Origin of the sequence: Serratia sp. PF-27, assembly GCF_030053255.1 — a bacterium.
GTDB lineage: Bacteria > Pseudomonadota > Gammaproteobacteria > Enterobacterales > Enterobacteriaceae > Serratia > Serratia bockelmannii.
This window is the reverse complement of sequence record NZ_JASGBT010000023.1, coordinates 185,397-199,245: the sequence shown is the minus strand read 5'-3', so window position 1 is coordinate 199,245 and position 13,849 is coordinate 185,397. Positions and strand designations below refer to the sequence as shown.

The 13,849-nt window shown below is 59.3% G+C and carries 14 protein-coding genes and 1 tRNA gene; 10 read left to right on the top strand and 5 right to left on the bottom strand.

The genetic code is table 11. The features are described 5' to 3' along the window. Nucleotides 1-1,014, top strand: a complete 1,014-nt coding sequence (locus QMZ29_RS24050) for an Ldh family oxidoreductase (RefSeq protein WP_089180756.1) — start codon at nucleotides 1-3, stop codon at nucleotides 1,012-1,014. Nucleotides 1,015-1,059: 45 nt separating this feature from the next. Here the strand turns inward: QMZ29_RS24050 and QMZ29_RS24045 are convergent, their stop codons facing one another. From QMZ29_RS24045 to QMZ29_RS24035, 3 genes are all read right to left on the bottom strand, one after another. Further along, nucleotides 1,060-1,740, bottom strand: a complete 681-nt coding sequence (locus QMZ29_RS24045) for a hypothetical protein (protein ID WP_025302348.1) — start codon at nucleotides 1,738-1,740, stop codon at nucleotides 1,060-1,062. Nucleotides 1,741-1,917: 177 nt separating this feature from the next. Continuing rightward, the gene (locus QMZ29_RS24040) at nucleotides 1,918-2,346 is read right to left on the bottom strand and encodes a universal stress protein (RefSeq protein ID WP_025302347.1); all 429 of its coding nucleotides are present in this window, start codon (nucleotides 2,344-2,346) and stop codon (nucleotides 1,918-1,920) included. 180 nt (nucleotides 2,347-2,526) lie between these two features. Continuing rightward, nucleotides 2,527-3,243 carry a LuxR family transcriptional regulator gene (locus tag QMZ29_RS24035; protein WP_025302346.1) on the bottom strand — a complete coding sequence of 239 codons (717 nt, stop codon included), beginning with the start codon at nucleotides 3,241-3,243 and terminating at the stop codon, nucleotides 2,527-2,529. Nucleotides 3,244-3,577: 334 nt separating this feature from the next. Here QMZ29_RS24035 and QMZ29_RS24030 point away from each other — a divergent pair, with 334 nt between their 5' ends. From QMZ29_RS24030 to QMZ29_RS24000, 7 genes are all read left to right on the top strand, one after another. Continuing rightward, nucleotides 3,578-5,107 (top strand): 3-hydroxyacyl-CoA dehydrogenase NAD-binding domain-containing protein, encoded by a 1,530-nt coding sequence (locus tag QMZ29_RS24030; RefSeq protein WP_173889918.1) that lies wholly within the window; start codon nucleotides 3,578-3,580, stop codon nucleotides 5,105-5,107. Nucleotides 5,108-5,116: 9 nt separating this feature from the next. Further along, entirely contained in the window at nucleotides 5,117-6,328 is a 1,212-nt protein-coding gene (locus QMZ29_RS24025; RefSeq protein ID WP_197764774.1) for an acetyl-CoA C-acyltransferase, read from the top strand. A 15-nt stretch (nucleotides 6,329-6,343) separates the two neighbouring features. After that, a complete protein-coding gene (gene hemA / locus QMZ29_RS24020; RefSeq protein WP_015377390.1) occupies nucleotides 6,344-7,555 on the top strand; it encodes a 5-aminolevulinate synthase in 1,212 nt (403 codons plus the stop codon). Next, nucleotides 7,552-8,724, top strand: coding sequence for an MFS transporter (locus tag QMZ29_RS24015; RefSeq protein ID WP_043141814.1), 1,173 nt, complete (start codon nucleotides 7,552-7,554; stop codon nucleotides 8,722-8,724). Before hemA ends, QMZ29_RS24015 begins: the two co-directional genes overlap by 4 nt. After that, nucleotides 8,717-9,436 (top strand): enoyl-CoA hydratase-related protein, encoded by a 720-nt coding sequence (locus QMZ29_RS24010; protein WP_043141817.1) that lies wholly within the window; start codon nucleotides 8,717-8,719, stop codon nucleotides 9,434-9,436. The genes QMZ29_RS24015 and QMZ29_RS24010 overlap by 8 nt, the downstream gene beginning before the upstream one ends. Before the next feature lie 123 nt (nucleotides 9,437-9,559). Further along, nucleotides 9,560-10,126, top strand: a complete 567-nt coding sequence (locus tag QMZ29_RS24005; protein ID WP_043141821.1) for a GNAT family N-acetyltransferase — start codon at nucleotides 9,560-9,562, stop codon at nucleotides 10,124-10,126. After that, nucleotides 10,110-10,670: a hypothetical protein gene (locus QMZ29_RS24000; RefSeq protein ID WP_147823346.1), complete on the top strand. Its 561-nt coding sequence runs from the start codon at nucleotides 10,110-10,112 to the stop codon at nucleotides 10,668-10,670. Before QMZ29_RS24005 ends, QMZ29_RS24000 begins: the two co-directional genes overlap by 17 nt. Nucleotides 10,671-10,781: 111 nt before the next feature. Here QMZ29_RS24000 and QMZ29_RS23995 read toward each other — a convergent pair whose 3' ends face one another. Continuing rightward, nucleotides 10,782-11,084 carry a putative quinol monooxygenase gene (locus QMZ29_RS23995; RefSeq protein ID WP_147823345.1) on the bottom strand — a complete coding sequence of 101 codons (303 nt, stop codon included), beginning with the start codon at nucleotides 11,082-11,084 and terminating at the stop codon, nucleotides 10,782-10,784. A 384-nt stretch (nucleotides 11,085-11,468) separates the two neighbouring features. Between QMZ29_RS23995 and QMZ29_RS23990 the strand changes: the two genes are divergently transcribed. Both QMZ29_RS23990 and QMZ29_RS23985 read left to right on the top strand, forming a co-directional pair. After that, nucleotides 11,469-12,782, top strand: coding sequence for an MFS transporter (locus tag QMZ29_RS23990; protein WP_025302337.1), 1,314 nt, complete (start codon nucleotides 11,469-11,471; stop codon nucleotides 12,780-12,782). 74 nt (nucleotides 12,783-12,856) lie between these two features. Beyond that, nucleotides 12,857-13,360: a DedA family protein gene (locus tag QMZ29_RS23985; protein WP_025302336.1), complete on the top strand. Its 504-nt coding sequence runs from the start codon at nucleotides 12,857-12,859 to the stop codon at nucleotides 13,358-13,360. A 220-nt stretch (nucleotides 13,361-13,580) separates the two neighbouring features. Here the strand turns inward: QMZ29_RS23985 and QMZ29_RS23980 are convergent. Further along, nucleotides 13,581-13,656 (bottom strand) — tRNA-Lys (locus QMZ29_RS23980). Between the last annotated feature and the right edge of the window lie 193 nt (nucleotides 13,657-13,849).

Sequence of the window (13,849 nt, the reverse complement as noted above, 5' to 3'; positions counted from 1 at the left end):
ATGACATCCATGCACGTTCTGTCGTTGGAACAGGCTTATCAACTGGCGCTGCGTACGCTGCGCAGCAACGGTTTCAATCAGGCACATGCCGAAGCGGTGGCGCAAAATGTCACCCAGGGCGAACGCGACGGCTGCGCTTCTCACGGCTTATACCGGCTGTTGGGCTGCGTGCGATCGCTGCGGGTAGGCAAGGTCTCTGCCGATGCGGTACCCAAGTTGTTCGACCAGGCGCCGGCCATCTTGCGTGCCGACGCCGGCGGCGCGTTTTCCCTGCTGGCCTACCGCACCGCTCTGCCGGCCTTTATCGGTAAGGTGCGCGCCAATGGCATCGCCGCGCTGGCGATCAACCGCTGCGTGCATTTCTCCGCGCTGTGGGCCGACATAGAACCGCTGACCGAACAGGGGTTGGTGGCCTTAGCCTGCACACCCAGCCACGCGTGGGTGACGCCGGCCGGCGGTTCGCGTCCGCTGTTTGGCACCAACCCCATCGCCTTCGGCTGGCCACGCCCGGATCGGCCGCCGTTTTTATTCGATATGGCCACCAGCGCGGCGGCGCGCGGCGAAATCGAACTGCACCGCCGCGCTGGCACCCCGCTGCCTGAAGGCTGGGGCATTGATAAGGCAGGCAATCCGTCCACCGATGCCGCCAGCGTGTTGGAGGGCGCGATGCTGACCTTCGGTGGGCATAAGGGCTCGGCGCTGGCGGCGATGGTTGAATTGCTGGCAGGGCCGCTGATCGGCGATATGACCAGCAAGGAATCGCTGGCCTATGACAACGGCACCGGTTCGTCGCCTTACGGCGGTGAGTTGATCATCGCGTTGGATCCCAAGCGTTTTCTCGGTGCGGATAAGGCGAAATATTTCGCCGGAGCAGAAGCGATGTTTGCCGATATGCAGGCGCAAGGCGCACGCATCCCCGGCGAGCGGCGTTATCGACAACGGCGGCAGAGCGAGCAATACGGCGTGGAAATTCCCAGGACATTGTACGACGAAATAATGGCGCTGTGCGATTAGCGCCGGATTGATGCCCCGCGCCGGCAACCCGGCGCGGGGAAAGGCTTATCCAGCCTGAGCCAGATCGCTGTGCAGGCGCTTGCGCCACACCGGTTTGGTGTCCCAACGGGCGAAGTGTTTCGCCTCTTTACCCGGCTGCACCTGATGCCACATGTCTTCTTGCCACCGGATCGGTTCCTTTCCTCGCAACGTTGGACGGGTCTGTTTAATCGTCCGTTGCAAGACGCTCGCTTCTTCCGCAGAAATGTTCGGCGCCTGTCTGGCGGCGTCCAGCGCACGGCTTCCCAGCGGCGCCATCACCTGATACAACACGTTGACCTGCTGCAGCGTCGCTTGCTGATTAGTGCTCATCCCCTTACCCGACCAACCGTCGAAGTTTTCACCGGGATCGTCCCCCTGCGCACGATACTCATTACCAGGCCCCTCGACGATGTTCCATCCTTGCCAGGTCACCAGAGTGTGTAATCCATCGCGATCCTGCAGGTTTTTATTCTTGATCTGTGTGATCACCTCGGCACGGTTTGGCACACCGATCAGGTTCATAAACTCGTCCAGCGCGTTCCAATGCTGCCCCGCCACCAGACCATTCCAGACATTACGCAAACAGTTCCAAGGAATGGTGTGATGCCAGGTCAGCGTGATAAGCGGTTTGGTTGACGCATGTTGCCAACGGCTCGGTTCACTGCCCCGATCGCCTCTAATGATCCCATCGACTTCTAATGGCATAGCTGCCCCTCTTCTGGCTGAGATGAAGAATATGCGCAAGGCCGGTGACCCGGGTGGCATAAAAACGTCAGCTAAAATCGTAGCAGCTCACACTGAGATGGCAATAAAACGCAAGGCACGCTCTGCCGCAGACCGGCAACCGCAGAGCGCGCCCGAAAACGGTGGGCTTAAGAGGGATTATCTGACCACCATCACCGAAATATTGGCATGGCGAACGATGGCGGCGGCGTTAGATCCCAGCAGATAGGTTTTCACGCTCGGGCGCCGTGAACCGATAATGATCAGGTCGGCGTCGATCTCTTCCGCCAGTTCCAACACCTGATCGCGCGCAGAACCGAAGCTGACGGTGTAATTAAGGCGATCCAACGGCAGATCGATTTCCGACATGATTTTCTTCAGTTTGTCCACCGCCTTCACCTCCGCCTGATTCTCAAATTCCTTGAGACCGAACGAATAGGCAGTAACAAAAGCCGAGGCATCCGGTAGCGCATGGAAGAAATGCACTTTAGCGCCGGACATCTTCGCCAAATATTCCACATGCTTCAGCGCATGCTCGGTCAACAGATCCTCTTCAATATCGATCGGCACTAAAATAGTCTTGTACATATCACATCCTTTCTATGTAAACCGGGTGCCAACAGAATACTGCCGCGTACGGGCGCGGTGAATCGCTTTATCACGCTTTTGTGATCGGGGGGTAAATACTGATAAGGATAGCTTTTAATTTAACAAAATATAAACATCACACCGATAACGGATAGGCGATTAATTATTTATTTCTCGAGATTAAATCAGCTGTAAATAAACCGCTTTGGCGGTGGCGGCGGTCTTATTGGCGACAGAAAGTTTTTTAATCGAGTTGCCTATGTGGAAATTGATCGTGCGCTCGCTCACCCCCATCAACAGCGCGATCTCTTCCGCCGTTTTCCCTTCGCTGCACCAGCGTAAAATGTCTTTTTCGCGCAGCGTCAGCACGTCTTTTATCGCGTCGTCGTTCACCGATATCAAGGCTTCACGCAGCGTTTTATGGGCGGTTTGCGCCAGCCAAAGGAAAAAGGTTTCATTTGCCGCACGCGCTTGTGGCGTTTGCTCCGGTAGCGCTGTGCCGGCAAACGTCAGGATCCCCAGCCTGCCATAGCAATCCTTGACCGACTGCGACCAACCGGCGCACAGGCCAAACTGCGCCATACGTCGCCAAAGCGTCGGCCGATCGTGATAAAAACGTTCGTCCCACTGGAACTGCAGCGTGGAATGGTGAGCGCGCTCAATGACCGGATCCTGCAAATACACCCGCTGCCGCCGATAATCTTCGAGATACTCTGCTGAAAAATTACCTTCGATCAGCATCTTGGGGCGGCTGGCCGGATAACAGGAAAACACGATGTAGGAGAAATAATCAAACCCCAACGCCTCGGCGCAGGGCCCCAGTTGCGTCAGAAAGCATTCGCGATCGGCCAGGCTGCCAATCACCTCCGCCATGAGCCGTTGAGTGCGGGTATCCATAACGCAGGTTCTCCAGATAGCGATGCCGATTATCGATAGGTCAGACTCACTATAGAATATCGCCGCCCGGCGCCAGTAGCCGTTTCATATAATAAAAAATACCAACGCTATAACGAAAACAGCTATTCCCCTTAAAATAAGCCTTTTTATTGCGCCGAACAGGAAAACTACGCGAATAGCATAATCCCTTCAGGACGTAAACCTGTCATTTCTACCGTTAGACAGCCAGGACACCGCCAATTACTTTCCAAACAGGCACCCGGTGCCGCCGTAAATCCAAAGAGATAATAAGCATTTGCGAATTTCGCATGGCATACAGTGACGGGGATTTTCTATGGCAGAAAGTAATGCGGCAATTCAATCGGCTGCGATTATCGGCGCGGGAACGATGGGCAGAGGCATCGCTTATCTTTTCGCGCAAAAAGGCATTCGTACGGTGCTTTATAATCGCAACGGCAATACCCTCAATCAGGCTCGCGAATATATCGCGCAAGACCTGAACAAGAAAGTCGAACAGGGCAAGATCGCGCTGCAGGATAAAAGCTCAGTGCTGGCCAATCTGGTGTTCTCGACGGCGCTTGTGGCTATCGCCGACAGCGAGTTGGTGATAGAAACCATCGCCGAGCATGAACAAACCAAACTTGAGGTGTTGGCGGCCATCGCCGCGGTGGTCAAGCCCGATACGCTGATCGCCACCAATACCTCCTCACTGTCGCTTAACAAGCTGGCAACCGCGGTGACGCACAGCGAGCGGTTTATCGGTTTGCACTTTTTCAACCCTGCGCCGCTGATGAAACTGATTGAAATCATCCCGGCCTACTTTACCGCACACGCCACCACGGAACGTTGCCGTCAACTGGTGGCCGCGTTGGGGAAACGCGATGTCGTCTGTCAGGCCACGCCGGGGTTTATCGTCAACCGCATGGCCCGCCCCTACTACCTGGAAGGGTTCCGCCTGTTGGAAGAGCACGTGGCGCGCGCGCCGCAGATCGACCGCGCCCTCAAGGCCGGCGGACACTTCCGCATGGGGCCGCTCGAGCTGACCGATTTTATCGGCCAGGACATCAACTATCAGGTCAGTCGGCAAATCTGGCAGGACATGCAATACGACCCGCGCTATACCCCCGGCCATCTGCAGCGTTCGCTGGTCGATGCCGGTCTGTTGGGGAAAAAGAACGGCCGCTCCTATTTTGCCGCCGAAGAAACCGCCCCGCCAGTGACGGCCGCCATCGATGCAGACGTCGAGACGCTGCGCGTTTACGGCGAACACCCTTTTTTTACCCTGTTGCAACAGCGAGCCGCACGTCAGTGGCCACAGCTGCGCGTGGAACAACGGCCGGCCTTACCGAGCCTGGGGCCGGCCGTCCAGATCAATGACGCATTCACCGTCAGCATCACCGATGGCCGCACGGCGAGCCAGTTAGCCGAGCAGACGACGGCTGACGCTTTTGTGGTCGACATCGCCCTGAACTACGCCGACACGGCGTATCTGGTAGCGGCGCACAGCCGCCACGCCTCTGCGGCCAATAAAGCGCTGTTTTTACGCCTGCTGCACACTGCGATCCCGCAGGTTGAATTTATCAAAGACTCCCCGGCGCTGATCGTCGCTCGCGTCCTCAGCAGCCTGATCAATGAGTCGGTGATCATGGTGGAAAGCGGCGTTTGCAGCCGGGAAGACATTGATGTCGCCGCCGTCGCGGGCGTTAACTACGCCGGCGGCATTTTCGACTGGCTCGGCAAACTGGGGGAGAAAAACGTCAGGACGACGCTGAGCAATCTGGCGCAGCTGCTGCACGCAGCGCGCTATGCGCCGCATTACACCCTTCTGCACGCCGCGCAACCGGCGCTGACGACCACGCCTTGAGGAGCCATGATGAACATTAACGATGACGGCGTTTATCTGATCGACGGCACGCGCACGGCGATCGGCGCCTATGGCGGCAGCCTGGCGCATACCCGCCCCGACGACATGGCAGCGACGATCATTCGCGGCCTGCTGCAGCGCCATCCGGCGGCGGAAGCGAATCTGGACGAAGTGGTTCTGGGCTGCGCCAATCAGTCCGGCGAAGACAACCGCAACGTCGCTCGCATGGCAACGCTGCTTTCCGGGTTGGACCCGTCGGTGCCGGCCATCACCCTCAACCGCCTTTGCGCATCCGGGTTGGATGCGGTGATCTACGCCGCGGCGAAAATCCGCAGCGGTCTTAGCGAACTGGTTTTGGCCGGCGGTGTGGAAAGCATGAGCCGCGCACCCTATGTGCTGAGCAAGGGCGAAACGCCGTTCGACAAAGGCGTGAAGCTGTATGACACCACGTTGGGATGGCGCTTCGTCAATCCGCGGCTGGCGGAGCGCTACGGCAGCGACCCGCTGGGCATCACGGCAGAAAACGTGGCCCAACGGCAACATATCTCACGCGAGGAACAGGACCTGTTCGCGCTGGGCTCGCAGCAAAAGGCCCGCCGGGCGATCGACAGCGGCCGGCTGGCGCGGGAAATCACGCCCGTGGACGTGCCGGCGGATCGTAAAAACACCCGCATATTCGCACAGGACGAATTCCCCCGGCTCAGCACGTTGCAACAGCTGCAGGCGCTGAAACCGGCGTTCTCCGCCGGCGGTTCGGTCACGGCGGGCAACGCTTCCGGCATCAACGACGGTGCCGCCGCGCTGCTATTGGCTTCCGGTCGCTACGTGAAACGCCAGGGCTGGCAACCGCTGGCGGAGATCGGCGACAGCGCGGCCGCCGGCGTTGAACCGGCGCTGATGGGGCTGGGGCCGATCGCCTCCACCGAGCGCTTACTGCAGCGCGGCGGGTTCACCTTGAACGACTTCGACATCATCGAGATTAACGAAGCGTTCGCCTCACAGGTTCTGGCGGCGCTGAAACACTGGCGCATCGACGCCAACGACGCGCGGGTCAACCCGAACGGCGGCGCCATCGCACTCGGTCATCCGCTGGGGATGTCCGGTGCGCGCCTGGTGCTGTCGGCGGCGCTGGAATTACGCGACCGACAGGCAAGCAACGCATTGGTGACAATGTGCGTCGGCGTCGGTCAGGGCCTGTCATTAAACCTTAAAGCCGTTTAACACAAGGAACATACGATGAGCGTACTGAACATTCTTGAAGAAAAGCTGGCGGAAACCAAAAAACAGGGGCGTTTTCGCGAGTTTCTCAACCTTGAACGCGGCGTGCAGGACAAACCCTGGGCCACCAGCCACGGGCACCACGGCGAGCGCCGTCTCAACGTCTGGTGCTCGAACGACTATCTGGCAATGAGCCACCACCCCAAAGTGCTGCTGGCCACCACCGACGCGGTTAACCGGGTCGGGCTGGGCACCTGCGGCGCCCGCAGCATTTCCGGCACCTCGGTCTACCACAGCGAGCTGGAAACGCTGCTGGCCAGCGCCTACGGCAAAGAGTCGGCGCTGCTGTTCACCACCGGTTTCGGCGCCAACGACGCCACCTTATCCACCCTGTGCGACGCCATTCCCGATCTGATCGTGTTCTCCGACGAACTGAATCACGCCTCGATGATTTACGGGATTCGCTACAGTAAAGCGGAGAAAAAAATCTTCCGCCACAATGATGTAGCACACCTCGCCGAGCTGCTGCAGGCCGCCGATCCGGCGCGGCCAAAGCTGATTGCCTTCGAGTCGCTGTATTCCATGGACGGTGACTTTGCTCCCCTGGCGCAGATCGTGGCGCTGGCGGAACAGTATCAGGCGCTGACCTATCTCGACGAAATTCATTCGGCCGGCGTGTATGGCGAACGGGGATTGGGCTATGCCGAACAGCTGGGCCTGTTGGATAAAATCACTATTATCCAAGGCGGATTCGGCAAGTCTTACGGTGCGGCGGGTGGCTATATCGCCGCGCCCCGCTCGGTGGTGGAAGCGGTGCGCAGTTGGGCGCCGGCATTCGTCTTCAGCACCTCGTCACCGGCGCCGGTGGTAGCCGCCGCGTTGGCCAGTTTTAAATACAACCTCGAGCATGACACCCAGCGCAAGCACCTGCTGGCGATCGTCGATCACCTGAAAACCGGCCTGCGCGCCGCCGGCATCCCGCTGGTGTCGGCAGACAGCCATATCCTGCCGCTGCTGGTCGGCGATCCGCACCGCAACAAACACATCAGTAAAGTGCTGCTCGATGAGCATGATATTTACGTGCAACCGGTCAATGCCCCGACGGTGCCTGCAGGCAGCGAGCGACTACGGGTAACGCCGACCTCGGCACATTCCCATGCCGACGTGGAGACCTTCCTGGCGGCACTAGGCCGGGTCTGGGCAGCGAACGATCTGCGGAGGGCAGGATGAAGTTAGCGGATTATAACGGCCATCTGATCACGCTCTGCCTGATGGCGACCGGTACCTTCGCCATCGGCACCGACGCTTTTATCGTCGCCGGCGTACTCAGCGATATTTCCGACACCTTTGCCGTCAGCCCCGCGCAAGCGGGGCAGTTGATATCGGTATTCGCGCTGGCCTATATGCTGTTCGCCCCCCTCACCGCCTGGCTGCTGGGCAACGTCAACCGCAAGCATATCCTGCAGTTGGCGCTGGTGCTGTTCATCGCCGGCAACCTGGCCTGCGCCTGGGCCACCAGCTATCTGCAGATCGCGTTCGGCAGAGTGCTGGCGGCATTGGGGGCGGCCTGTTACACGCCGCAGGCCGCCGCCGCCGCGGTGGGACTGGTGGCGGAAAAACGCCGCGGCCTGGCTATTTCCATCGTCTATGGCGGCATGACGTTGGCTATTGCGCTCGGCATTCCGTTCGGTACCTTTCTCGCCAAACTGATCGGCTGGCGTGAAATCTTTCTGTTCATCGCCCTGCTGGGGGCGATTGCGCTGCTGGGCCTGTCGTTGGCGCTGCGCGCCATTGCGCCATCGGGCAAGCATTCGCTGAAAGAGCGGCTCGCCCCGCTGCGGCAAAAGGCGGTGCTGACTACGCTGCTGATCACCTTTTTTGCCGTTTGCTCGGAACACATCGTCTACAGCTACGTCAGCGTGTTGCTGAAAAACACCCAGTTCGGCCCTGAGGCGATCCTGCCCCTCGCGTTGCTGGTGTTCGGCATTGGCGCGGTGATCGGCAATTTTGCCTCCGGCGCGTTAACCGATGCCCTCGGCAGCAAGTTCGTGCTGCTGTTTTCCGTGGCGATCCAGACGCTGTCTCTGTTTTTGCTGGCCTTTTATGTCACCTCGCCCTGGTGGGTACTGGCCATCTTCCTCGTCTGGGGCATTACCGGCTGGATGTACCTAGTACCGATCCAGCATCACCTGTTGTCGCTATCGAAACGCTTTGGCGCGCTGACCGTGTCGCTCAACAGCTCGGTGTTGTACGCCGGCATCGCGGCGGGCGGGATGCTGGGCGGCCTGACGCTCTACGCGCTGCCGGCCTATTACCTGCCGCTGTTTTCGCTGCCGCTCGGCGCCATCGCCCTGCTGCTGACGCTGTTGTTTTTCCGGGGAGAAGCCAGCGATGAGTGAAGTTCTTCCGGTGCTTTATGAGCGCCATGGCGCGCAGGTTGCGGTCATCACCCTTAATCGGCCGGAAAAAAAGAACGCCATCAACCTGCAGATGGCCGAGTTGATCCGCACCTACCTGCGGCGGGCGGATAACGATGACTCGGTGCGAGCGATCGTGCTGGCCGGCCAACCGGCGGTATTTTCCGCCGGCATGGATATCAACGCCTTTCATCAGGGTGAACTGCCCATCGTCACGCCGGAGGGGTTTGGCGGGCTGATCCATGCACAGATTGCCAAGGTGATCATCGCCGCCGTTGACGGCATCGCGTACGGAGGCGGATTTGAGCTGGCGCTGGCGTGCGATCTGATCGTCGCCGGCCAGAACGCACGCTTCAGCTTCCCCGAAACCGGGCTCGGGTTAGTCGCCGCACAAGGTGGGTGCGCGCGCTTGCCGACGCGTATCTCCCCCTATGTCGCGCTCGACTGGCTGCTGACCGGCAGAACCGTCGGCGCACAGGAGGCGCTGTCACACGGCGCCATTTCCCGTATCAGCGAGGGGACGGCCCGGGAAGAAGCGCTGCGCATCGCCGAACAGATCGCCGGAAAAGATCTTGCTGCCAGCCAAGCGGTGAAGGCCATCGTGCGCCAGGGGCTGGCACGGCAAGAAGCCCCCTCATTCGATTTTCAACAAGGCCCGGTCGAGCGCCTGCGTCAGGCCGCCGCCCGCCGATAATGCCCCTGCCGGTTCGTCTGAACCGGCATTTCCCGTTTGTCCTCCACCGCTCATTTTACGCAGCCCGCTTCTCGGCGCTGGGTTACACTGCCGGTAGTCCTAATGCGCTGATAAGGAAAAATAATGCGCCTTTTGCCTCTGCAGACCCCCAGACTGATCCTGCGCCCGTTCACGGCCGACGATCTGCCCCACTTTACCGCCTACCGCAGTCACCCTGACGTGGCGCGCTATCAAAGCTGGAGCGACTACAGCGCCACCGATGCGCAGGCCTTTTTCGAACGGCAACGGCAGCTCGCGTTCAACCGTGACGACAGCTGGTTCCAGCTGGCGGTCGAGCGCCGTGAGGACGGCGCGTTGCTCGGCGATGTCGCGGTGCATTTCTTCGATGAGGGGCGCCAGGCTGAACTGGGCGTGACCTTCGCGCCCAGCCACCAGCGGCAAGGGCTGGCGCGCGAGGCGCTGAGCGCCGTCATCGCTCTGCTGTTCGGGCCGTTGGCGAAGCACCGTATTACTGCGGTGGTGGACACGCGTAATCTTGGCGCCGCCACGCTGTTCGGCAAGTTGGGTTTTCGCCGCGAGGCCTATTGGCGGCAAAACGTGTTTTTCAAAGGCGCATGGGGCGACGAATTCGGCTTTGCCCTGCTGCAAAGCGAATGGCGGGAGAATGCAAGGCATGACGCTGCTGAATAAATACCTTGGGCAATACCAGTTCTCGGAACGGCATGCGATCGCCATCGCCGCGCCGCAGGCGCGGATCCTGGCGGCCGTGGCCGCCTACGATCCCAAGCACGATCGTTTCTTCCGCAGCATGATAGCGCTGCGCGAATTGCCCGCGCGGCTGATGCCACGCGATAAGCCCAGCCCGCCGCCGTTTGGCCTGCATAATTTTTGCCTGCTTGAGCAGGATGACAGCGCGTTGGTCTATGGCCTGATCGGCCGCTTTTGGCAGGCTGAGTACGGTCTGGAGCAGGTCGCTGACGGAGCGGGCTTTCTGGCCTTCGCTCAGCCCGGCGTCGCCAAACTGGCGCTGGGGTATGTCGTGAGTCCCCTCGAGGGTGGGCGCTGCCGTCTGGTGACGGAAACGCGCATCTTCTGCCCCGACGACGCCAGCCGGCGGCGGTTTACCCCGTATTGGTATGCTATTCGCCTGGTGAGCGGGTTGATAAGACGCCGCATGCTGCGCGCCATTAAAACCGCCAGCGAAAAGCGGGTAGTGAATCATTCACCAAGCTGATTCATTTAAGAGCATTCTTAGAGAATGAAAATCATTATCAGCCTATTTTTTAATCACAACAAGATAGTAGTGAGAAGCCATTGACCCCGCCCCCTGCGGGGATTTTTTCGCCTATTTATCGCCTGTTTCAGGAAACGCCTGCATAAACAGGAAGGTGCAAGGCTTGCGCTGATACTGATTGATCTGCGGCACCAGCCGGGTGAAATGCTCGGTCTGACAATGCACGTCCAGGGCGGCGCGGTCCGGCCAGCTTTCGATAAAAATAAAGTGCCCGGGATCCTGCTGGTCGATGCACAGTTCATAACTGATGCACAGCGGCTCTTGACGGGTTTTCGCCACCAGCTCGCGATACCATGGCATAACGGTGTCAATGTGTTCCGGATGGATAAAATCTTCAGCGATGACCTTCAGCATGTTGCGCTCCTGCATTCTGTTTTGCCGTGCTTCACCTTATCGTCCTCACTCCCGAGATGAAAGCGCCCTACTCCAGGTCTATCACCGGGTTGCCAATTCGGTGATAACGCACACAGATCTCGATCAAAACGCTTGAACGCGCCATAGCCCTGTGTGAACGTTTGATTAACAAAAAAGCAACACACCATTCACTATGGTGATGTCTGCATCAACCTGCCGACCCGATACGCGGCATTTTTTTCGTCCTTAAAGGCCTGACCATTAGTCCTTTAGACCTTTATATCTCACGAAGAAAATCCGCTGTGACCGTCGTGTTGAGGGCAACGGCGCCAGGACGGTCCTTATGACCGACGCTTGTCATTCTCAGAAGAGAGGTTATCGCCAGTGAATCACGCCACCTATGCCGTTCCAGCGCTCAACGCCGCCATCCGCAAAACCTGGCGCAGACTGGTGCCCTTGATGTTCGCCATGTACTTCATCGCGTTTATCGACAGGGTTAACGTCGGCTTTGCCAAGGACGCGATGGCTATCGACATCGCGCTGTCGCAATCCGCCTTCGCATTGGGCGCCGGGATATTTTTTGCCGCCTATGCGCTGTTCGGCATCCCGGCCAATCTGCTGATGAACCGCTGGGGCGCCAAACGCTGGCTTAGCGCCACCACCGCACTGTGGGGGGCGCTGTCGGCCTGTACCGGGCTGGTGACCAACGAACAGCAATTTATCATCCTGCGGTTTCTGCTGGGGATCGCCGAAGCCGGCTTTTACCCTGGCATCCTGTTGCTGGCGTCGATCTATTTTCCCAATAAGGTGCGCGCCTCGGTCATTGGCATTTTCGTGCTCGGCGTGCCGGCGGCCCTGACGCTCGGCTCACCGCTGTCGGGGGCATTGCTGGAGATGCACGGCGTGTTGGGTAAACCCGGCTGGTTCTGGATGTTCGTGCTGGAAGGGCTGCCGGCCGTCGCCCTCGGCGTCTTCGCCTTTTTCTATCTCGACGATAACCCTCGGCAGGCTCGCTTTTTGACCGAGGAAGAACGCACGGCATTGGTCACACAGTTGGCTGACGAACAGCAGCAGACCGAAACCAGCAGCGTCAAAGCGGCAATGAGAAGCGGCACCGTTTGGCATCTGGCGTTGATCTACGGCACCCTGCAAATCGGCGTGTACGGCCTGATGTTTTTCCTGCCGTCGCAGGTCGCCTCGCTGATGGGCACCCATCTCGGTTTCAAGGCCTCGCTGGTGGCCGCCATTCCCTGGGCGTTCTCCGCGCTGGGCGTCTATTTCCTGCCGCGCTATGCCGACAGAAAAACCGCCAGAAGATTACCGATCGCCGTGGGGTGCATGGTCGCGGCAGCGCTGGGGTTGGTCGTTTCTTCCTATGCCGGCCCTCTGCTCGCTATCGTCGCCCTGAGCTGCTGCGCAGTCAGTTTCCTGGCGGTACAGCCGATTTTCTGGACGTTTCCCGCGCAGGTGCTCACCGGCCCGGCGCTGGCGGCCGGCATCGGTTTTTGCACCACGCTCGGCGCCGCATTCAGCTTCTTAGCCCCGCTGATCCGCACGGAGGCGGAACAGCGTTTTCACAGCCCGCATGCCGGGCCGCTGGTGCTGGCCGCCTTTTCACTGCTGTGCGCCACGCTGTTGTGGGCGCTCAGAAACCGGCGCGCCGACGTGAGCAAGCAAGACGCAGAGATTGCCGGATAGCGGCGCGTTATTTAGCCATTATTGAACCTGCGGGTGGGACACTGGCACTCAGCCCTCTCCCCCGCAGGTATGAAATGGATGAATTGACGCACATTATCGCTAAATACAGCCCGGAACCGGAGATGTTGCTGCTGCTGATTTTCCTGTTCGCGCTGGGAAAATCCGTGATCGTGGTGTCTTCCGCCTTGCCGCCCGCCTCGGTGACGCTGCTGGTAGGCATCCTTGCAGGCAAACACACGCTGCCCCTCGGTGCCGTTTGGGCGGCCATCGCCCTCGGCGCCACGTTGGGATCGATCTTGTCGTTCCACGGCGGCGCGCTGCTGTGCCGCCACGATCTTGGCCGCCGGCTGCCGGCACGCTTTCACACTCCGCTGCACAAAGCGCAACGTTCCTTGCAAAAGCGCGGGCTACCGCTGCTGTTCGCCTCGCGTTTCCTGGCGGTGATGCGCTACACCGTGCCGCTGATGGCCGGCATGCTGCAACTGCCGGCGAGGCACGTCTATGCCACCGCCGCGCTCTCAGCCGCCGTTTGGGCACTCCTCTTGATGTCGGCCGCGCATTTATTCCCCGCTTCTTGACCTGAAAGATTCTTGGGCAAATGCCCCATCCCTGCGCCGACGTTGCGCCAGCGCACAGCCTCCCTTGCCGTATAAAGTACGGTGCAACATCGCAGTTTGCGCCAGATCACCTTTCTGAACATCAGTCGAAAAATGCGAATTTTTTTGCAGAATGCGCGCTTAAAACGGCGCCATGAGGGAAAAAACAGAGAAAAGTCTGTGCGTAACACGCTGATTTGGTTGGTGGGTCGTACAGGGTTCGAACCTGTGACCAATTGATTAAGAGTCAACTGCTCTACCGACTGAGCTAACGACCCAACGCGATAAATTGTCCTCCTCGCCAGTGCCGCTGTCAAACGCTTCCACTCATTACTTTTTCTCATGCGATTTTTACAACTCTTTGTTTAATCAACGAGATAAGCCGCATAAGGTCTGTTAATCCCACCTTTTGAAGAGTAATCTTCCGCTCCCTGAACGTCCGATTTGCCTCCTCCGTGTAAAGATTGATCG

Excerpts from the sequence above, each read along its gene's own strand:
- QMZ29_RS24045 (WP_025302348.1), bottom strand. The coding sequence starts at position 1,740 with ATGCCATTAGAAGTCGATGGGATCATTAGAGGCGATCGGGGCAGTGAA.
- QMZ29_RS23985 (WP_025302336.1), top strand. The coding sequence starts at position 12,857 with ATGGATGAATTGACGCACATTATCGCTAAATACAGCCCGGAACCGGAG.
- QMZ29_RS24030 (WP_173889918.1), top strand. The coding sequence starts at position 3,578 with ATGGCAGAAAGTAATGCGGCAATTCAATCGGCTGCGATTATCGGCGCG.
- QMZ29_RS24050 (WP_089180756.1), top strand. The coding sequence starts at position 1 with ATGACATCCATGCACGTTCTGTCGTTGGAACAGGCTTATCAACTGGCG.
- hemA (WP_015377390.1), top strand. The coding sequence starts at position 6,344 with ATGAGCGTACTGAACATTCTTGAAGAAAAGCTGGCGGAAACCAAAAAA.
- QMZ29_RS24035 (WP_025302346.1), bottom strand. The coding sequence starts at position 3,243 with ATGGATACCCGCACTCAACGGCTCATGGCGGAGGTGATTGGCAGCCTG.
- QMZ29_RS23995 (WP_147823345.1), bottom strand. The coding sequence starts at position 11,084 with ATGCTGAAGGTCATCGCTGAAGATTTTATCCATCCGGAACACATTGAC.
- QMZ29_RS24025 (WP_197764774.1), top strand. The coding sequence starts at position 5,117 with ATGAACATTAACGATGACGGCGTTTATCTGATCGACGGCACGCGCACG.
- QMZ29_RS24000 (WP_147823346.1), top strand. The coding sequence starts at position 10,110 with ATGACGCTGCTGAATAAATACCTTGGGCAATACCAGTTCTCGGAACGG.
- QMZ29_RS24010 (WP_043141817.1), top strand. The coding sequence starts at position 8,717 with ATGAGTGAAGTTCTTCCGGTGCTTTATGAGCGCCATGGCGCGCAGGTT.
- QMZ29_RS24005 (WP_043141821.1), top strand. The coding sequence starts at position 9,560 with ATGCGCCTTTTGCCTCTGCAGACCCCCAGACTGATCCTGCGCCCGTTC.
- QMZ29_RS24015 (WP_043141814.1), top strand. The coding sequence starts at position 7,552 with ATGAAGTTAGCGGATTATAACGGCCATCTGATCACGCTCTGCCTGATG.
- QMZ29_RS24040 (WP_025302347.1), bottom strand. The coding sequence starts at position 2,346 with ATGTACAAGACTATTTTAGTGCCGATCGATATTGAAGAGGATCTGTTG.